Below are 18,078 nucleotides of genomic sequence, written 5' to 3'. Positions count from 1 at the left end.
ATGATGCACTTTTATGGGGTGCTGTCGCTTTGGGTCTAGATTTATTAAATTAGGTTTTTTCACGCAGAGTCGCAGAGTCGCAGAGAGAAATTGGCTTCTGGTTTAAATATTGGTCTGTTGTTTTTGATATAGGGACCAGTACAAACCTTTTTGTTTTAATAACTCTAAATGTGTTCCCTGTTCGGCAATAATTCCTTTTTCCATGACTAATATTAAATCTGCACGTTTGAGGGGGGCAAAACGGTGGGCAATTAAAAAAACTGTGCGGTTGGAAGAGACGTTTTTCAGGTTTTTTAATACTTGTTGTTCGGTTTCACTGTCTAAGGCACTGGTGGCTTCATCTAATATGAGAAGAGGTGCAGAAGTGAGAAATAATCTTGCTAATGCAATTCTTTGTCTTTGTCCTCCTGATAATGCTGTACCTCGTTCACCAACGTTGTTTTCGTAACCATAGGGTAATTGACTAATGAAGTCATGGGCTACTGCTAATCTCGCGGCTTCTATAACTTTTTCGGCACTAATATCTGCATTTCCTAAAGTGATGTTTTCTAAGATTGAACCGTTAAATAAAAAGTCTTCTTGCAGAACTACCCCAATTTGTTGTCTTAAAGATGCTAGGTCAGCACTTTTAATATCAAATCCATCAATTAATATGCGCCCTGATTCAATTTGATATAGTCTTTGCAAAATTTTAGAAAGGGTACTTTTCCCTGAACCACTACGACCAACAATGCCTATAAATTGCCCTGGTTTAACATGAAAGGAAATTCCTTTTAATACTGGTTCGGTGTTAGCAGAATAACGAAAAAATACCTGTTCAAAATTAATTTCTCCTTTCAGGGCTGGTAATACTAAACCTGTTCCTGCTTCTGTTTCTGGGCTTGCATTAAGAATATCACCAATTCTATCTACTGATAATAGCACTTGTTGGAGATTTTGCCACAGTTGTACTAGTCTTAATAAGGGGCTGGTAACTCTTCCCGATAACATTTGAAAGGCGATTAATTGCCCAATGGTAAGTTGATGATCAATGACTAATTTCGCCCCAAACCATAGGATAATTAGCGTGGAAAATTTAGTCAGAAAGTCACCGATATTACTACTAATATTGGATGTGGTGGAAGCTTTGAAACTGGTGCGAATAAAGCGGGCAAATAAGCCTTCCCACCTTTCTCTAGCTATTGGTTCGGCCGCGTGGGCTTTAACTGAATTAATGCCGGTAATTGTCTCTACTAAAAATGATTGACTGTCGGCGTTGCGATTAAAGGTTTCATTTAACCAATTTCGCAAAATTGGTGTGGCAATAATCGTTAAGGTTGCAAATAAAGGTAATACGGCTAGGGCTACAAATGTGAGAGGAATGTTATAATAAAACATCAATCCCAGGTAAACTATGGCAAAGATACTGTCCAGAATTACTGTTAAAGCTGTACCTGTGAGAAATTGACGAATTTGTTCTAATTCCTGGACTCTAGCAACTGTATCTCCCACTCTCCGCGACTCAAAATAAGCCAAGGGTAAACGCATTAAATGGCGAAAAAGTTGGGCTGATAAACTTAAATCTAACCGCCGTGCAGTATGGGTGAATATGAATAGCCGCAGAATACCTAGAATACATTCAAATGTCGCCACTAACAACAGAGCGATCGCCATCACATCTAAGGTGGCTAAACTCTCCTGTACCATGACTTTATCAATGATAACTTGGGTAATTAATGGTGAAGCTAAACCTAATAATTGTAAGGTAAATGAAGCTAATAACACCTCACCTAATAATCCCCGATATTTCCACACTGCGGGGGTAAACCAACCTAAATTAAATTTCTCTTGTTGGGAAATTAATTCAACTTGCCATAATGTACCATCCCAATAATTTTCTACTACAGATTCAGGTAATTGTTCACAAATATAATCAGGATTTTGAGGATTGGCAATAATTAAATAATTACCTTTCGTTTGATATGCTACAACCCAATTTAATTGACTATTTATTTGATCACTTTTATCATTTTTAATCTGCTGATCTTCTTGATTCCACAACAATAAAGCGGGAAAAGATAATTGGCGTAATTCACTCCAATTATTAATCTGCAATTTCCGCAATACTAATCCTAATTTTTCTGCTGCTTCTACTAGATTTTGTGGCTTTTGTCCCCGCAATTGACGTTGTACCCATTCCAATTGCACAGGATTTTCTAAATGTTGTGCTACCATTGTTAAACAGGCTGCACCTGTATTCCCACTTCCCACAAAGGGATAATGGGAAATTATTGGTGGGGGCGGTGTGAAAGCTGGTGGAGAAATGCGAGGGTTAGTAACTGGTAAAACGATTTTTTTCTCCTCTTGATTTGTTGAATTTTTCCAAAATTCATCAACTTGATGATTTAAAAACTTTTTCCATACCTCTGAATTCCAACAGACTACTACTACTTCCTTACTAGCAGCTACAGCTTTAAAATTAGTAAATAATTCTTGACAGTCACCAAACCAATTTCCTGTTTGTAAAGTGGCTACAGTTTTATTTTCTCCTTCTTCTCGTAAACGTACTTTACCAGTGATAATTAAAAACTGTTCACCTCCTAGTTCTGGTGACCAAATTTTCTCACCAAGTTTGTAATTACGAATTTCCGCTTGCTGTTTTAATTCGCTTTGTTCTTCCGCATTTAGCCAAGATAGTGGTGGTTGATTCCAGGGTAAATTGTTTAACACATTTATTCGTGAAGATTGCTAATTTAGAGTTTTTAATTAACTTGAATTTTGACTGTGAGATTTTGAATTTTCTCCCCTAGCCATTTTTCAAATAATTCATTTTGTAGTGATTGTTTTAATTGAGTATCTTCTAAGGATGCTGGGAGAATTTGTTCTAATCTAAATAAAGCAAAACGCCCTTCTATTTCTATGGGATTTATCAATTTTCCAGGGACAGTTGCATCTACAGCCGCACGTAAAATATCCGGTATAGTTCCCCGACTAATTGGTCCCATCATTCCATTAAATACTTTTTCATCTGCTAATGAATACTCTTTTGCTAATTGTTCAAAACTAGCACCTTCTTCAATTTGAGTTTGCAGTTCTTCTGCTAATTCTCGACTATCAACTAAAATTCGTGAAAGTATGACTCTATCTAAGTAGATCTTTCTTTCAATAAAGTATTCTGGTAATTTCGATTCTGTCACCAATGCTTTGAGTTTTTCTAATTGAAAGCTAAAGGTAATAGATGTATGAAATGTTGTATAATCTGTACCATTATTGATTAACCATTCTTGAAATTTTTGTTGATCAGTTAGTTGATTTTTGAGGCGAAAATCAATAATTGTCTGTTCAATTAATGCCGAACTAATCTCAATATCTGTCCTGGTATTAATTTCTTGTTCAATTATGTGCTGACGCAGTACATCATTAATAAAATTTCCTAGTCTACCCGATATTTGTAGGTACTTTACTACTTCAGCTAGGGCGATTTCTTGGTTATTTACAGTTAGAAAAGTTGCAGATTCCATGAAGTAATTCTGAAAATAAAACTAAAACATCTATAGGACTTTCCATTAAATAATAGAGAAAACAGTAGAGAATGATATTTAGCAATCATGAAGATTTGATAAATTAAATATATACTTAATCAGTCGGGAATATCTCAAGGATTTTAACTGATAGGTATTTTAAAATCTGTAAGCATGATGACAAAAATAAAATAATCATGTTGGGTTGACGCGGGTAAACCCAACCTACAGATATTTTGATTTTAGTGAGTAATTAAACAAAGATACTTTGGTAAATTAATGCCATTATCATCGCCGAAATAGCACCAATAAAGGTATTAAAAATATTAACAACTTCATTAGTTAGCCAAGTATATTTAGATTGTAAAGTTGCACCAATGACACTTTCCAAATTTGTAGCGATAAATGCGGCTAATACACTCCAAATCATACCAACAGGATTAATTAAATTTACACCCCAACCAATCAGAGCGATCGCTATTGATGCTATCATACCAGCTACAGTTCCTTCTAAACTTACCGCCCCTTCTGTCCCTCTCGGAACTGGTTGCAATGTGGTAATTAAAAATGTACTTTTACCATAAGCTTTCCCAACTTCACTCGCAGTTGTATCTGATAGTTTGGTGCTAAAACTAGCAACATAACCCAAACATAGTAAATATTTAAAATCAGGTAAAAACAACACTCCTAAAGCACATACAGCGGCTATTAATGCTGAACCCCAAACGTTTTCTGGACCTCTTGCACCACCACGTTTTTCTGCAATTCCTGCGGCTTCTTTTTCCGCTATACCAATGCGCGTTACTCCAGAACCAACAATAAAATAAAACACTACTACTAGATATCCTGGCCAACCTAGTGTTCCCCAAATGATAATTCCTAATAATCCAGCATTCAGTATACCTGCGGGTGTGAGCAATTTTTTGGGAAGAATTGCCACTATTCCTAGTAAAATCGTATTTAAGGCTAATCCCATTAACCAGGGATTTGTCAAATCAATTAAAGATAACATCTGTGATCAATTATGAGTATTTTCAGATTTTTAATGTGATAAAATTATTTTATCCTCTTTTACCACATTAATATTAAGATTCTTTTCTACCTTGCTTTTCTATTACTTGTTGTACTACTTCAATTTTTAATTCTAGGGCTTCGGCAATTTGTTCTACACTCAACCCCATTTTCAAAAGACGAGGTATGGTTTTTACCTTGGTTTCTAGTTCTGTTTCTTCCTTAAGTTCTTGATAAAATCGAGTTTGTTGCCATTGGGTTAATCCAAACACCGCTTCTAACTCCTGACGGCTATAGGTGGAAAACTTATAAATTAGCATCCTTTCTACTAATTCTAAAAGATAACGACTGTTTACTGCATCTAATATATTGATATACAAAACCACTTAACAGTATTGTATAAATAATTGGCAATTATATCAACTAATGAGTAAAGATTTTAATACCGTTAAAACAGAAGTTAAACGCTGGAGAAATTTCACATTCAATGGACAGGTTTATGACTTATCACATTTAGATGTTCACCGCGTTGAATATACTGACGAAACAGACGAAAATAACCCATTCACATACAGGTTTATAGTCACATATAGCTCACACTGCTTCACTGGGAAATCGGAAGACCTTACCAGCGAGGAATTAGAGTTATTGATGTATCACGACCTAAATAAAAAAGAATCCAGACCATTCAACTTTGAGAGATACCACCTCTCAAGGCAATTACCCAGTATTATTAAGTCCCTGGCTGATAAAACAACGTTAGTTTGTCATGCTGGATATAAAAAGTATGCTTCTGTTAAAGTTTTAGATTCCAATGGTATTGAGGTTGATTATTTTGTCGTTTTTACGGTATTCAGAGAAAGTAAGAAGTTGAGGTTACACATACAAAGTGCCTACCCTAAATATGATGGTATAGGTAAAGTAGAAAAAGTTCGCTTTTTCGTTATAGCCAAAAACTTATTGAATAATAAAAAACTACCAACTCCCTAAATAACAAAGGCTCCTTTAGGAGCCTTCGCCAAAAATCAATTTTTGGTATTCAGAACGTCTTTACCGGTATTCCTCGACCACAAGGGTAACGGGATGTCATGTTTAGACTATCTTTTAATGCCTAACTCATGTCTGCTGCATCCTATGTTTCTAATATAGTACATCTTTCTGATTTAGTCAAGTACCTCTTGACAATCTAGACAGTAGCGATACAATAAGCGATCGTAATATTCATAAATAGAGCCATGATAGCAAGTCTATTTGCTGTGACTACTTATCAAGATGGATCATAGCCTGGAAAAAAGTACCAACCTGGATCAATACTGGGTTCATAGAAATGTCGGGCTTTCACAAGAGTATTTATTATTCCGACTAAAAACGATATAATGACAATATTGTTGTCCGTATCAGGAAGAATCTTCCAAACTTTAAATCAACCTACAGAGAAATTAACTAAATCCCACTTTTATTCTCTCACCCACCCCCACCATGAACCAACCTATTTTTCACCTCGCTTTCCCCGTCTCCAATATCCCCCAAACCAAAGCCTATTATGTTGACGGTTTAGGCTGCATAGCCGGACGTGAAAACCCCCATGCTTTAATTCTCAACCTCTATGGCCATCAATTAGTAGCCCACGTTACTCAGGATATTTTAACACCTCAAAAAGCAATTTATCCCCGACATTTTGGACTAATTTTTTCTCAATTAGAGGATTGGCAAGAATTATTAGCAAGGGCAAAAAACAAAGATCTAAAATTTCGAGAAGAACCGAAAAACCGCTTTCTTGACTCCTTTTTAGAACATCGCACTTTCTTTTTAGAAGACCCTTTTTACAACTTAATAGAATTTAAGTATTATCAACACCCAGAGGCGATTTTTACTAATGCTGGATTTCAGGAAATTGGTGATAGAATTTAGGGGATTTTATCGCTGGTAAGAAATCATAATTTATTCACAGAATTAAATAAATAATTCAAATAATTTGGGGATCTTACTCACGGTAAATTTATAAATTTACTGCTGATGTTAATGTCTCTGCTACTAGTTCTAAACTCCTAGTATCTGTTAGCATTAAAGGATGTAATAACACTGGTAAATTTACTTCTTTTCCTATCCCAAGCTGAGAACTTTTAGCAGGTACAATCATCAAATCATAAGGTGTCCAAATAGATGTAAAATTTATTTTTTTTAACATCTGAACATCGGCATTTAAATCTGCTAAAAAAGGACTATTAGGACGCATTTGTACACATCCTGGCAACCATGAACCATAAGCAATTACTGTTCCTTTATGGGGTGAAGAAATACTAATAAATCGCTGTACTCTTTCTATTCCCCCCAAACGTTGAATATAATAACGACTAACAATACCACCCATACTAAAACCAACTAAATCAAGTGGTTGTTCTGGTGCAAAAATAGTATTTATATAATTAGCTACCTGTTGCGCTAATTTATCCAGAACCTCAGCGCCATTATTCGGGACCAAATCTACTGTATACACCGACAAACCTCTTTGTCTGAGATACAACGCCATTTTATCGAAAACCGCCCCAGTATCGTTGATACCATGGACTAATAAAACGGGATTTTGCTGTTTTGTAGTGATAATTTTCATTTTTTATGATTTTCAAGGATTTAAATCAGTATTACAGGGGTTTCCGCTCTTATGAGGTACATCTTAAGCCCCCTCCTCGCACCCCCCTCAATCCCCCCGCAGCGGGGGGAAGAAAAGGATAAACTTTTGATATTGGAGGGGGTTGGGGGTGGGGTTCTTGTACCTCATAACATCGGGAAGTGCTGTATCACGAAGATAATAGAAAATGTGACATGAGAATAAATCTAAATTAATTATTAAGATTTGTTAAAAAATTTCTCATAATGTTATTTGTATATTAAAATTTAATAATTAATTTAATTTGTGTTATCTACCAGTTGCAACTGTTGACACTAAAGACCTGAAAATACTGATCAGTATTACGGTTTTCTAAGTGGCAACCAGTAACTTTTATGACTGGCAGCAATTAACGGAATAAACCAGGAGTATTTTTTATGGGCTTTATCAAAAATCTGATTGCGGGTATTTTCGGTTTTATCACTGGATTGTTTGGTAATAAGGGAAACAGCTACTACATGGAACTAAAGGAAGAAGCTAATGTTACTCAAGTAGCAGCACCAGTAGCATCAACACCAGCCGCAGTAGCATCAGTAGCACCAACACCAGCCGCAGCAGCACCGATAGCACCAGTAGCAGCAAAAGCTGAACCCGTTAAAATATCAGTTCCAACTGAAACCAACTTTGCCACCAAGTATCTCATTCCTCAAAATACTCCTCGTCGTCGTCCGGGGGTAAATATGAATAGCTTTTTAGACATGGCACGTCAGGTGAAAACCCCAGCCTAAATAAGCGGTAAGCTCTTACGCATCTAAATTTGATCATCCTAATAGCTAGATGTTGTGGTGCGGGCATCTTGCCCGCTAAAATCACATCAACTAATTACAAGAGTCATCCTTAGTGGTTCGCATTGCGCCTAATATAGTGGAAACAATAACACAACGCTTTCCTGTGCCACCGGATTTACTAGATAGGGTGATTTTCCCGAGTGGAGGTATCACACCACCAATATCATTAAACCGGACTCGTCTTACACCGTTATCCAATTCTAATGTTGAATTGGGATCTAACTGCACACTGTCATCTAAATCATTCCACACAGCATTATTTAGGTCAGATTCCTTGTGAACAGCCCATTGTAGAATATCATTCTGTGTACGGAAACTAGCTTGATAGTTCACTTTTTCTTTTTTTGCTTGACTTTGGGCTTGACGCATGGCTTGATTAACTTCGCCTTGGGCAATATTTAACTGACGAATATTCGTAAAACCTGACCAACTTGGTAGGGCGATCGCTGCTAACATACCAATAATAGATCCCACTATAATCATTTCTATCAAGGTAAAACCAGCATTCTGATCATCTGGTAATGACTGGACAACTGACTTTTTAAGTTGATGATTAATAGCCACTTTTTGCTCCTTGAACTATCGCACTAGCCGTGGGAAAATAACTTTTTTTATCATTATCATTTTCATATTTTATTCTATCTGGATTGCTTTCTCTACGAGCTAGGGCATTACCCCGAATAAATACCTTTGCTGTTGTATTGGCTTTATCTACACAAGCATAAAACCCGGTCATACCATTAATTGGCGTTATTTTTGACCATGTAATTGGAGGTGTTATGGTATCCGCTGGACAGGTGGCTGGTGGTGGTGTGGGTGGTATGGTTGGAACGAGTGGTGGTGTGGTTTGATCTACATAGTCAATTAACACATCAGCCGTATTACCACTACTATAATTTCCAGATTTCTTCCAATTGATCATGGCATCTTCTACAGTGTTGTATTGAGCTATATTAAAGGGATTAAAACCTGGATCATTTTTTTTAATTTGCCATTTACTAATCCGAGCAGCCTTAGACCAAATAGTGCTGCTAGAATTGTCTAGATAATAGACAACCAATGAAGAATTATCTTCTCCCGCACTATTATTATCTGAAATTTCCCGTTTCCAAAAAACTAATATAGGAGTTTTAGTAGTATCACTTGGGTAACGCAGTTGAGATTTTATGTTTTCAATACCAGCAGCATCATAAATATAAATAGCTTGTTGTAAATCACGAGAAATATAATCCAGTGCTGTTTGGATTTCTTGCTCAGAATTTATCTTAATTTCCTCATCACTATCTGTGGTTATCATAGTAATCATAAACTGTAGTAATACTGTGATCATTACAGATGACATCGCTAAAGCTACTAACAATTCAGTCAGAGTAAAACCAGCAGATTTATCAAGAGATTTTGAGGCTTTGAATTGATTTTTGAATATAAATTTAAGTATCTTGATCATCATTGTATTGTCCTTTTTTAAATGCACCCAAGGCAGATTTTCAGATGTTTTTAATTTAGATTAAATTATTGCACAGTGGGGATTTTACCCCTTTTTTTATGTGAAAATTGATGGTGAATTTGATTGAATTAACCCAAGCTATAAACCAATTTATTGACAAGGTTGATTATTAAAAAGGCGCAAACGGGAACATAAACTGCCAAAAGTGCTAGTACCGCTAATCTCAACTGTTTTGATTAAGATTGGCGCTTGTTTATTAACTAAAATACCACCTGTACTAGACCCTAGAATTTTTTGATCAAAATTCAAGTCTTCTCTATATATTCTCATCGCTAGACGATAGCCATCACTTGTTTTAGTACCTGCGGGCTTTATTTGAGCCGCTTGAATGTAAAATTCATCAAATGGGGTATCTTTATCTGGTTGACAAGTTGAAATTGGATTACAAGCCGTGATGGTGCTATCTTTCTTAAAGAAATACAAATCTGTATCGGTTTTTTCAGGAACCGGCATTTCTGTTTCTAGATTTATAGGAGTATTTGGAGTTTCTGTAATTACTTTAGTGGGCGCTGAAATTGAATTATTGCTGACACCATTAATAAATGTCTCAGCAGCTTGAACGGCTTTTTCCATACTTTTCGACTGCACCCGGACAGCCGTAGACATGACCAGCACTGGTGATATAGCAGCCAAGAGAATAGCAATGAAAACTACCCCTACTAGTACCTCAATAATTGTGAAACCAGAATCACTAGCAGATAAAATTTTTGGCTGTAGTTTGGTTTTTATCATTATTTTATCACCTCTTTGTAAGTTTTATGTAAGTTTTATTATTGACAGATATCAGGACGTTGCTTTGGATCTTCTATGGCAAAGTTATTAGTGGAAGTCTCCTTAGCACATAACAAAGTTTGTACCCATGTATCACCTCTGCTAACTTCCCGTAAATATTCATCCGGTGGTTCGTCCGGTGTGACTACGAGTTTACTGGCAAATAAGTCGGGTGACTGAAATAACAACCCTACATCGTAACTCCACTGTCTTGGATTATTAGGTGTCTGAGGTTGATTTGTCCCTGTAGCATAGGTACTCTTTTTTACCTGGATAAAAGATCCATTTAGCTTAATTTTCCTACTAGTCCAATTCTCTATAACGCGAACGAAGTTATTTAGACCACCATTATCTACTGTAGGTTTAGCAGGATTGTCACCAGCAGCAACAATCAGATTAAAAGTAGTATCTTTATTAGCTGTTTGTTGGCTACCTATTGTATAACCCAATTCCTTTGTGAAGTCGAAGTCTCCAGAAAGCAAAGTAACAGCATCAGCTAAAATATTCCCAGGTCGCCATTCATCACCTGTGGTACAATTAGGAAATCTGGAGTCACCAGAACGACAGGCAAAGTTATTATTAAAAGTGGTGCGAGTATAAAAGTTACTCCAACTTTCTGCAATTGTTTGTGTAAATTCCTCTTGAGTGTGTAGATTAAAATCACCTTGAATATACGCTGGTAAGTTGGTAGCTAGAGTTAACCCCTTTTCCTCTTCCTTGTAAGTATTTGTTCGCCACAGTTTCCCGCCATTAATGAGTATAATTGCACTAGGACGGCGTGTCGTGTCATCTACATAATCTACAGGACTTTCAAGTTTTCCAGCGTCGGTATTACCCGCACTGATATCTGGTAAAGCATCATCACGAGTCGCGTAAATAATACCGCTATTGGGTAATAAATATTCTGAACCACCAATGGGTTTTGTCCGTAGTAGATTCAAGTCTAAAACTGTAGCGCGAACTTTTTTATTTTCTCTCTGGTCAGAAAAGAAGGTTTCAAAAATTGCACCATGGGGAATAACGGAATTATTAGGACTAAGACTACCATCTAGAATTTGTAGAGCGCAAATCTGAGCATCAATGGCAGACTGCTCTGATATAGTTCTATTTGTTGGTGCTAGTTTTTTTGCTAATGCTCTAGCTAGTAATCCATCATCTATCAAAGGTCTATTATTATACTTTAACTCAGATAGATATGTCAAGACTGAAGAATAATAACTTTCCGTCCTAGTGGGTGCAGGATAAACTATACCATTGTTAGATTTACCTTGAGAACCTTGTTCAATATTAGGGGAAGCATCTGGTAGACTGTTCATGTTTTTGTAGCTACTATTATCAGTAGGATCATAATAACTACTCACACAGGCTATGGGTTTAGGCGTTTGGGCATTATAGCCAGTAGACTTGTAGTGATAAACTGCTGTAGCCCGCATTTTTAGATAAGGTTTTGTGTCATGATACATTCCCTCAATATCAGACAATATTTCTTTGCCCGTACTAGTAATAGTACTAGGAGTATCATCTTTACTCAAATAAACTCCCGCCCCCGTAACAACTCGTAAACCACCCACGGGGTCTGTGGTGCTTGTTGGTACTTTTGCTGCTGCTAATTCCCAGTCTCCATCTCTTTCAGTAGAACCAATATCTGCTAAATTCCGTACTAAAGAGGGTCGTGTGCGAGTTTGCGTAGTACCACTTGGTGAATCCCATTTAATGTCAGTAATATCTTGGGTATCCTCAATATATGAACCAATAAACTGATTTTTACTTGTATCCCACCTCAGTTCGGGTAAATTGTTACTAACTAGAACTCTATCACCCAATAGTTTTTCTTTTCCGCTATTTTTCTTCAATTCTTTTGGGTCGCTGGACCTGGGTTCTAAGGATGTTCCGCTAATGCTAATGTTGAGTGATAGATTAGTATAATTAACACCTGTTTTACCGTCCGTTGGGTCTGTAGGATAAACCCACCTATCAATGGGACGCAGGGTATCAGCAGATCCTTGTAATAATGGGTTAGGATATATTTCTGTAGCACCAAAAGCAACTTCTGTATAAGGTACACGACGAGTCCGTCTTTTAAAGTAAATTTCTAATTGTTGACGACGGTATTTAAGGCGCTCTGTACTGTCAAAAGTTATTCCTAATGCTGTTTGTTTGAGTGCAAATCCGTTTTTAACTTCTGTTGGATCATTATTACCTGTAGAATCAGCAGCAATTTGAGCATCAATTAATTTATTAATCCGCTTTACATAAGCTAGGTTATTATAGGCTGTATCTCTGGGACTATTTGTAACTGATTTTGTTAAAGTACCAGTAGTAACATTAGAGGTTTTACCTTGGTATAAATCAACAGTTGCTCCACCGTTATCACTTGCGTCGGTAAACTTACCCAGTGCTAAATTACCACCAACAATAATTTTGGCATTTTTAGGTTTATAGAAACAAGACGCTTGACTGCTAACTTGATATAATCTAAGATTACTAACACTTCCAGCAGCCAGTAAATTACTATTTGTAAAAATCCTACCATTCAACTTTGTATCGGAATTTAATTCTAGATCATCGTCATAAACAACAGCATTGTTATTTGTTGGTGTTTGTACTCTGTCTTGTTGATACTCTACAGCCCCGCCCAGACTGCCAGCGATCTTACCATTATATACTTCATACTTAGTAGTGTCGGGAGGAGCAGTAATTCTGGCTGTAGCGGTATAAACAAAAAAGGCTTTCTTGATTTCATTATCTTGTCTCACCCAACCAGTATTACCTACTAAACTGGTTGTGGTACTTCCACAATTAGCATTTAATGTCCCTTTGACTACTGGTACATTTCTGGCTTCTAAAGCATTTCTGGCTCTGCTATACTGACCATTTACCACTGGTGGAGTTTTAAAATAAATACCGTAGAGGGTATAGCTATCAAATTTACCGTTGCTGTCAGTATCAACAGGAAACCTCCAAGCTGTTTGTATTTGTAGTGATGGTTGTTCTTGTAAAGATAGTGTTAGTTTAGTTTCATCACCAAATGTATATTTATCTATGTTATTAACAAGAGCATTATACAGATCATCGTCTGTTGGTGTAGTTTTTGGCAGAGTTTTATCCTGCAATAATTTACTAATTTTTGCTTTACCTCTATCAATTGCTGGTGTAGCAATGTTGACGACAGAATCACTAACACGGACGTTATTAGCATTTTCCCGTCGGTTAAAAGAACGAACCATAATAGCTGTGGTCAGTAATACCACTACCAGGGATACCATTAGCACTGTTGGTAAGACAAAACCTGTGTTACTAAGTTTCTGAGTGCGGAAAACATTTCTTAGCAACCAGTTTAAGCTTCGTTTTGTTGATCTTTTTATCAAAGAACTCCGCAAAAATCTTGTCAGTATTTTAGTTATTTTTTTGAATTGCTGATATCTTTGATACATAGATGCCTTCTTGTTCAATAATTTCCTGGTATTTTTTGGTGATGATTTCAGATAAGTATTGATGTATATTATTTTTTACTGTTAAATTATCTATTTAATAGCGAACCACAGAGGCACAGAGGACACTGAGGAAAACTATAAGCAATCTTTTGGGGCAAGAGGAGTGGTTTATCTAGGTTTTTAATATACCATCTTTTCTAGACAAATTTACAAAACTCGTAATTTTTTTATTTTTCCTCCCTCAAGACGCTAATTCTCGCTGTTAGATTTTCTCTAATTTTGCTACTTTGGGGTCTATGATTTTTTGTCCCAAACTAGCAAATTGAATGGCTAGGGAAACTTTATTTCTTTCTCCAAAAATATAAGTAACTTTACCAATGCCAAATGTTTTATGCAATACATTATCACCTACTTGCCAATCTTCAAAACTGCTTTGATTAAGAGCATTTACCGCTTTTGTTTTAGTTAAAATACTGGTATTTTTATTCTGTGTAGTTAATAATTCTGTTGGTAATTCGTCTAAAAATTGCGATCGCATTGCCGGTTCTCTAGTACCATATAAGCGGCGCTCTCTAGCATGGGATAAGAATAAACGTTCTTTGGCGCGAGTTATACCTACATAACAAAGTCTACGTTCTTCTTCTAATAAGACTGGATCTTGTAATGAACGATAACCCGGAAATAGTCCCTGTTCTAATCCAACTAGAAAGACCACCGGAAATTCCAAACCCTTAGAAGCGTGTAAGGTCATGAGAGAAACTGCTGTTTGTCCCTCTTTTAAATTATCTAAATCGGAACTCAGCGCAGCACTTTGTAAAAATGCTCCTAAAGAAGTATCTTCACCTTCATTTTCTTCTTGAAATTGCAACATCGCGTTATATAATTCATTAACGTTGCTAATTCTGTTATCAGCTTCGTCCGTAGCTTGCTCTTGTAATTCTTTGATATAACCAGAGTCTTCTAAAAGCCCTTGTAATATCTCTGAACCGCAAACAGTTGTAATTTGTGTTTGATAATTTTGAATCATTGTAGCGAAGTTATTGACAGCTTTTGCTGAACGTCCTGCTAAAGTATTTACTGACGTTTGATCACTAATTATCTCCCATAATGTTATTCCTAGTTGTTGTGAAGCATTGACTAAAGCGTCTATGGTTGCTTTACCAATTCCCCTACGAGGTGTATTAATAACTCGCAATAAACTCACAGTATCCGCTGGGTTATTAATAGCTCTTAAATATGCAACAGCATCTTTAATTTCTTTGCGGTCATAAAACTTCATTCCTCCTACAACCGTATAAGGAATTTGATACTTAACTAAAAGTTCTTCAAAAGGTCGAGATTGAGCATTAGTTCTATATAAAATTGCAAAATCACCCCAATTTAATTCCGGGTTTTGATTTTCTAAACTGCGAATTTGGTCAATAACAAAAGCTGCTTCGGCCATTTCTTCCTCAGCTTTATGAAAACAAATTGCTTCCCCCGGTTGTCTTGTGGCCTTGAGAATTTTATCAATGCGTTGGGTGTTATTTTCAATTAATTCATTAGCAGCTTGGAGAATGTTTTCACAAGAGCGATAATTTTCTTCTAATTTTACCATAGAACGGGTATCATCATCTGCTAAACCATCGCCAAAATTCTCCTGAAATTCTAGTAAAATCGTAAAATCTGCCATTCTAAAACTGTAAATTGACTGGTCAGCATCTCCGACAACAAATACAGAACGATTTTCCCATTTCCATTCACTTTTACGTTTTTCCCCATTGGTAACTAAAAGCTGAATTAAATCATATTGAGTCCGGTTTGTATCTTGATATTCATCAACTAAAATATGACAAAATTTGCGATACCAATAACCTAAAACCTGCTCATTTTGTTGAAATAATCTAGTAGGAATTAAAATCAAATCATCAAAATCTAAAGCATTATTTTGAGCCAGTTTATCTTGATAGCGGTTATAAACATCAGCAATTACCCTCCCACGATAATTTGGCTGTTCACTTTCAAATTCTCTAGGGGAAAATCCTTGATTTTTAGCATTACTAATAGCGTAACGCACAGACTTAGGTTCAAATTTCTTGCTATCTAAATTTAGATCTTTAGTCACAATCTCTTTAATCAAACTTTGGACATCAGATTCATCAAAAATAGAAAAGTTTTTCTCCCATTTTCTCCCTTTTTCATCTTGATATTTCTCAATATCATAACGGAGAATACGAGAAAACAAACTATGAAAAGTTCCACACCACATATCTTTAATAGTAGTGCGGTAAACTTGTGATTTAATCAAAGTTTGTTCATATTCCGTTAGTAAATCAAACTTTTTATCATGTTTTGTGATCGCTAATTGTTCAGCAAATATCCTTTGAATTCTTTCCTTCATTTCCCTAGCAGCTTTATTAGTAAATGTCACCGCGAGGATGTTTTCAGGATTAACACGGTGTTGTAGAATCAAGTTAGCAATACGGTAGGTCAGCGCACGGGTTTTACCCGAACCAGCACCAGCAACTACTAACAATGGGCCGCAATAGTGTTCTACAGCTTGACGTTGACTAGGATTGAGGTAATTAAGGAAATCAATACTTGTTATCATGAAATATAAAGACGATGAGGAGTATAATCTATGATTATTGTACTGTTAAAAAGAGTCTTGTTTCTTGCCTATCCCCTAACTAGTAACACAAATGGCTAGATTTTGAGCAAATTTTTGTCATACTTATCAATGAATCTAGATAAGATAAACCAATAATCTCTGATTTCTCATGCTTATTAGTGGAAGAATTGTCAACTAACAGCCTTTTGGTTGTAAATGTCTAGGTAAAAAACTCAACAATCAAAATCATGGAAATAAAAATGCAAGAACCAGAATACCAAGAAACCCAGTCCAAAGAAACAACTATCCCCCAAATTAACACCCAAACCGGAAATCTTACCAAACTTCAGCCCCCTATGCAGCCTCAAGAACAATGGCTCAAATATGGACAGCAAGTTTCTGGTTTTCTTGGTACATTACCAGATTATCTAGGTAAATTCTTTGGTCAATATCAGCAGCCTATAGTTAGTATTGGTTTAGTAGTGACATCTGTAGTCGCAGTTAAGGTACTATTGGCCGTACTAGATGCTCTTAATGATATTCCTTTAGTAGCGCCCAGCTTTGAATTAATTGGTATTGGTTACTCTGTGTGGTTTGTTTATCGCTATTTACTCAAAGCTTCCAGCAGACAGGAGTTATCTAGTGAAATTACTACCCTCAAATCTCAAGTTGTCGGTAAAAAAACTTCTGAATCTTAACTAACAAATTTAGACAAATTTAGATACCCGGATTCTTTAATAATTCGGGTATCTTGTTAGGGAACAGGGAACAGGGAACAGGTTACAGGGAACAGCCAACAAAACGCAAAAAACCGCGAAAAATTTGATTTTTGGTGTTGACAAAGGATTTTAAAAATGTTACCCTTATCTTGATAAGGAAGAACTATCTTATTAAAAGTAGGGTGTGTTAGCGACAGCGTAACGCACCTGATATTGATATTAGCAACCCCACAACCCCCACCCTCAAGGGCAATTATGATACATCTGGCGCGGCTAATAGTGTGCAAGTAGTCGGTAACTATGCTTACGTAGCTGATGAGTCTTCAGGACTACAAATCATAGACGTGAGTGAGTTTACTAACAAAGCACCCACTAATCTCACACTTTCCACCAGCACAATTACGGAAAACCAAGTTAGTGGTACAGTGATTGGTAATCTCACCACCACAGACCCAGATACAGCAAACACCTTTACCTATAGTTTAGTCACTGGGGAAGGTGCAACGGATAATAGTTTATTTACCATTACCAATAATCAACTTACCACCAACTTTGTATTTGACTTTGAAGCCAAAAACAGTTACAGCATTAGAGTTAGAACCACCGACCAATGGGGGTTATCCTTTGAAAGACAATTAACCATTGGAGTAACTGACCTTAACGATAACGAAAGTTTCACCACCACAGCCCAACAGGATATCATAGATGCTGACTATGGAGAGGACACCATCACCAGTACATGGGCAAATTTACAACAAAAAGACACCATCAAAGGTGGTAATGGTACAGACACCTTAATTATCAGCGGGGGAACAGCTAATGATCTTATCTCCATAGATACCAGTAACACCACCAATCAATTAGATATTCCTGGGACAACAGTATTCGGATTTGAACGCTTTGATTTAACTACCTTTACAGGTACAGTTAGTTTTGATGGTACTACTGGTAATGATTGGATTAAAGCAGGTACAGGAAACGATGATTTAGGTGGTGGAGATGGTAATGACACTCTGAACGAGGGAACAGGTGCAGATTTATTAATCGGTGGTAAAGGTAATGATACTTATGTGGTAGATAATATGGGAGA

Annotated in this window: 15 protein-coding genes and 1 pseudogene; 6 read left to right on the top strand and 10 right to left on the bottom strand. The window is 36.4% G+C overall.

Annotated features, from left to right (window positions below; genetic code table 11):
• Positions 1–102: 102 nt before the first annotated feature.
• From ACIR310F_RS0100140 to ACIR310F_RS0100125, 4 genes are all read right to left on the bottom strand, one after another.
• The gene (locus ACIR310F_RS0100140; protein WP_028082080.1) at positions 103–2,709 is read right to left on the bottom strand and encodes a type I secretion system permease/ATPase; all 2,607 of its coding nucleotides are present in this window, start codon (positions 2,707–2,709) and stop codon (positions 103–105) included.
• A gap of 32 nt (positions 2,710–2,741) precedes the next feature.
• Entirely contained in the window at positions 2,742–3,500 is a 759-nt protein-coding gene (locus ACIR310F_RS0100135; RefSeq protein ID WP_028082079.1) for a peptidylprolyl isomerase, read from the bottom strand.
• A gap of 253 nt (positions 3,501–3,753) precedes the next feature.
• Positions 3,754–4,512 (bottom strand): TIGR00297 family protein, encoded by a 759-nt coding sequence (locus ACIR310F_RS0100130; RefSeq protein ID WP_028082078.1) that lies wholly within the window; start codon positions 4,510–4,512, stop codon positions 3,754–3,756.
• 73 nt (positions 4,513–4,585) lie between these two features.
• Positions 4,586–4,891: a hypothetical protein gene (locus ACIR310F_RS0100125; RefSeq protein ID WP_231387340.1), complete on the bottom strand. Its 306-nt coding sequence runs from the start codon at positions 4,889–4,891 to the stop codon at positions 4,586–4,588.
• 46 nt (positions 4,892–4,937) lie between these two features.
• Here ACIR310F_RS0100125 and ACIR310F_RS0100120 point away from each other — a divergent pair, with 46 nt between their 5' ends.
• Positions 4,938–5,501, top strand: coding sequence for a heat-shock protein (locus tag ACIR310F_RS0100120; RefSeq protein WP_028082076.1), 564 nt, complete (start codon positions 4,938–4,940; stop codon positions 5,499–5,501).
• Between the two features lie 489 nt (positions 5,502–5,990).
• Positions 5,991–6,422 carry a VOC family protein gene (locus ACIR310F_RS0100115; RefSeq protein WP_028082075.1) on the top strand — a complete coding sequence of 144 codons (432 nt, stop codon included), beginning with the start codon at positions 5,991–5,993 and terminating at the stop codon, positions 6,420–6,422.
• Between the two features lie 88 nt (positions 6,423–6,510).
• Here ACIR310F_RS0100115 and ACIR310F_RS0100110 read toward each other — a convergent pair whose 3' ends face one another.
• Entirely contained in the window at positions 6,511–7,122 is a 612-nt protein-coding gene (locus ACIR310F_RS0100110; protein ID WP_414533997.1) for an esterase/lipase family protein, read from the bottom strand.
• Positions 7,123–7,556: 434 nt separating this feature from the next.
• Between ACIR310F_RS0100110 and ACIR310F_RS0100105 the strand changes: the two genes are divergently transcribed.
• The gene (locus tag ACIR310F_RS0100105; protein WP_028082073.1) at positions 7,557–7,907 is read left to right on the top strand and encodes a hypothetical protein; all 351 of its coding nucleotides are present in this window, start codon (positions 7,557–7,559) and stop codon (positions 7,905–7,907) included.
• Positions 7,908–7,997: 90 nt separating this feature from the next.
• Here the strand turns inward: ACIR310F_RS0100105 and ACIR310F_RS0100100 are convergent, their stop codons facing one another.
• From ACIR310F_RS0100100 to pcrA, 5 genes are all read right to left on the bottom strand, one after another.
• Positions 7,998–8,531, bottom strand: coding sequence for a pilus assembly FimT family protein (locus ACIR310F_RS0100100; RefSeq protein ID WP_028082072.1), 534 nt, complete (start codon positions 8,529–8,531; stop codon positions 7,998–8,000).
• Complete coding sequence (locus tag ACIR310F_RS0100095; RefSeq protein ID WP_231387339.1) at positions 8,521–9,417, bottom strand: prepilin-type N-terminal cleavage/methylation domain-containing protein; 897 nt, start codon at positions 9,415–9,417, stop codon at positions 8,521–8,523. Before ACIR310F_RS0100095 ends, ACIR310F_RS0100100 begins: the two co-directional genes overlap by 11 nt.
• A 147-nt stretch (positions 9,418–9,564) precedes the next feature.
• Positions 9,565–10,206, bottom strand: a complete 642-nt coding sequence (locus ACIR310F_RS0100090; RefSeq protein ID WP_028082070.1) for a prepilin-type N-terminal cleavage/methylation domain-containing protein — start codon at positions 10,204–10,206, stop codon at positions 9,565–9,567.
• A 38-nt stretch (positions 10,207–10,244) separates the two neighbouring features.
• A complete protein-coding gene (hpsA, locus tag ACIR310F_RS0100085) occupies positions 10,245–13,679 on the bottom strand; it encodes a hormogonium polysaccharide biosynthesis protein HpsA (RefSeq protein WP_028082069.1) in 3,435 nt (1,144 codons plus the stop codon).
• A gap of 262 nt (positions 13,680–13,941) precedes the next feature.
• Positions 13,942–16,269, bottom strand: a complete 2,328-nt coding sequence (gene pcrA, locus ACIR310F_RS0100080) for a DNA helicase PcrA (RefSeq protein ID WP_028082068.1) — start codon at positions 16,267–16,269, stop codon at positions 13,942–13,944.
• A 248-nt stretch (positions 16,270–16,517) separates the two neighbouring features.
• On the opposite strand from pcrA, the gene ACIR310F_RS0100075 reads away from it, so the two are divergent.
• The 3 genes and pseudogenes from ACIR310F_RS0100075 to ACIR310F_RS21000 form a co-directional block, all read left to right on the top strand.
• Positions 16,518–16,967, top strand: a complete 450-nt coding sequence (locus ACIR310F_RS0100075; protein WP_231387338.1) for a CAAD domain-containing protein — start codon at positions 16,518–16,520, stop codon at positions 16,965–16,967.
• A 233-nt stretch (positions 16,968–17,200) separates the two neighbouring features.
• A pseudogene (locus tag ACIR310F_RS27195) lies at positions 17,201–17,251 on the top strand (hypothetical protein); the annotation flags it as partial.
• Positions 17,252–17,269: 18 nt separating this feature from the next.
• On the top strand, positions 17,270–18,078 hold an 809-nt coding region (locus ACIR310F_RS21000), incomplete at its 3' end, for a cadherin repeat domain-containing protein (RefSeq protein WP_035367328.1).

Origin of the sequence: Dolichospermum circinale AWQC310F, from assembly GCF_000426925.1 — a bacterium.
In the GTDB taxonomy this organism is placed as follows: Bacteria; Cyanobacteriota; Cyanobacteriia; order Cyanobacteriales; family Nostocaceae; genus Dolichospermum; species Dolichospermum circinale.
The sequence above is the reverse complement of the archived record's forward strand: the minus strand, read 5'-3'. Positions and strand labels throughout refer to the sequence as shown.